Here is a 395-nt window from a genome sequence, read left to right as displayed (position 1 = left end):
CAGATAACCAATATCGCCAGCCAGATAATTCGCAAAGCGCCATAGCCGGTTAACTTTTTCCCATTCTCTTCGGAATCTCCGCCACGTATCTCCACATCCCGGCTCTTCTTTTTTGCATATAAATAATCTAACCCATAAACAACGGCGCAAATAATCCAAAGAGCTGTTACAATCAATAATAATCCGTCGTATTTAACTATTATATTAAAAGCACTGTCGATTCCCAGTACTTTATCTCCCATTCCAGTATTAATCCAGTCGATGCATTGGATTACCGAAAAAAATGCAGTAAGAATTAATAAATAGGATTTTACTCCTTTCTTATTCTTAAATAAATACAGCGGAAGGAATCCAAACAAAGCTGCTAATGATAAATAGGCGTTATCACTGATGCC

The 395-nt window shown here is 37.2% G+C and carries 1 protein-coding gene; it reads right to left on the bottom strand.

Features of this window, described 5'->3' with window-relative positions:
- Nucleotides 1–395, bottom strand: a 395-nt coding sequence (locus NE664_15255) for an O-antigen ligase domain-containing protein (protein ID MCQ4727989.1), incomplete at both ends; no start/stop codon positions are given.

The organism is Anaerotignum faecicola (genome assembly GCA_024460105.1).
In the GTDB taxonomy this organism is placed as follows: domain Bacteria; phylum Bacillota; class Clostridia; order Lachnospirales; family Anaerotignaceae; genus JANFXS01.
The sequence above is the reverse complement of the archived record's forward strand: the minus strand, read 5'-3'. Positions and strand labels throughout refer to the sequence as shown.